Origin of the sequence: Microcystis sp. M49636_WE2 (genome assembly GCF_030065375.1) — a bacterium.
Taxonomy (GTDB): domain Bacteria; phylum Cyanobacteriota; class Cyanobacteriia; order Cyanobacteriales; family Microcystaceae; genus Microcystis; species Microcystis aeruginosa_C.
Window position 1 is genome coordinate 1 of record NZ_JASJFG010000014.1, and the last position, 1814, is coordinate 1814.

General features: G+C 41.6%; 1 protein-coding gene. It reads right to left on the bottom strand.

The window, feature by feature from the left end:
• Positions 1-1814, bottom strand: a 1814-nt coding sequence (locus tag PX484_RS00340) for a condensation domain-containing protein (RefSeq protein WP_288102632.1), incomplete at both ends; no start/stop codon positions are given.

Sequence of the window (1814 nt, forward strand, 5' to 3'; positions counted from 1 at the left end):
AGGTCAACTGTTGATTTTCAAAGACTACTGCTACTGCATCAGGGGTACGCGCTGCTTGTTCCTCAATTAATTGATGAATACACTTGTTATAGGAGTAATCAGCTTTTGTCTCATTCCAACCCTCTAATAGTTGATACTCTTCCTCTGGGTTTAATAAGGGTAGTGAAGCTAATGATTGACGGGGATTTTCTACAATTGCCGCTAACAAAGTCGTAAAATGAGTCATCATACGGACAATGGTTTCAGCATCAAATAAATCCCTGTTATAAGAGCAAAAACCGCCCAATCCTTCGGCTGCATCCCAGAGGTAAAGTTCTAGGTCAACCCTAACTGAATCAAGTCCTGATGGTATCTCCTCAATGTTTACTCCGGGTAAATCCCAGGGAGAACTAGGAGCATTCTGAAGGGCAAAAACTATCTGTGTTAAAGGATTACGATCTAAATGACGCTCAATTTGTAATTTTTCGACTAACATCTCGAAGGGTAAATCTTGATGGTCGTAAGCGTCTTGAGTAGTTTGTCTGACCTGCGCGAGAAAATCCTCAAAGGTCGGGTCTTGAGATAAATCAAATCTTAACACTAAACTATTGACAAAAAAGCCAATTAACCCTTCAATTTCGGTGCGATTACGGTTAGCAATTGGTGAACCAATTACCACATCTGTTTGTTGACTATAACGAGATAGTAACACAGCAAAACCCGCTAGTAATGTCATAAAGAGAGTGCTACCGGACTCTTGACTGAGTTTTTTCAGTTGTTGCGTTAGTTGACTATCTAGTTGCAGTCGCTCCGTCCCTCCGCGAAAGCTTTGGATTGCTGGCCGGGGACGGTCTGTGGGAAGTTGGTGTAGTAGGGGAATCCCGGTTAATTGTTGCTTCCAGTAGCTTAATTGACGGTCTAATACTTCATTAGTTAACCATTGACGCTGCCACAGGGCAAAGTCAGCATACTGTATTGATAAATCAGGTAAATCTGCTTTTGTCCCGGTGCAGAAACTTCGATAATAGACCGATAATTCGTCAACTAAAACACCTATTGACCAACCATCCGCCGCAATATGGTGAATGGCTAATAATAGTACATATTCCTCTGTCTTGACTTGCCATAATTTGACTCGTAATATTGACCCTGATTCGAGATCAAAGGGTTCGGATGCTGCTGCTAATAACAGGTTTTTTACCTGTTGCTCAGAATGACTGAGGTTTTGCAGATTGACAACTGGTAAGGTGAAGGTTACATTAGGATCGATCGCTTGTATTGGTTTGTTATCTTTGAGTTTAAATTGAGTCCGTAGGGGTTCATGGCGTTGAATAATGGCTTGGAAAGCTTTTTCTAAGGCTTTAACATTGAGATTTCCGCGCAAACGCATAGTTAAATCAATAGTATAAGCCCCACTTTCTCCTTCTAATTGATTCACAAACCAGAGACGTTCCTGGGCCCAGGATAGGGGAATATCATCCTCCCGATTAACGGGGACAATTGATGGTAGCTTTAACCCTAAACCTGTTTGCAGTTCTTTTAAAATTACCGCACTTAACTGAGCAATGGTTGGAGATTCAAACAGATAACGCAAGGGAACAACAATCTCAAAGGTTTCCTGTAATCGAGAAATAACTTGAGTTGCCAACAGAGAATGTCCACCTAATTCAAAGAAATTATCCTCAATACTGACTCGTTTTAATTTCAGTACGTCACCCCAAATCTGCGCCATTTTTTCTTCAATGGGGTTACGGGGAGCTATATATTCACCTTGGCTCTGTAAATCGGGAACAGGTAAAGCACGGCGGTCTATTTTGCCATTGGGAGTTAAGGGG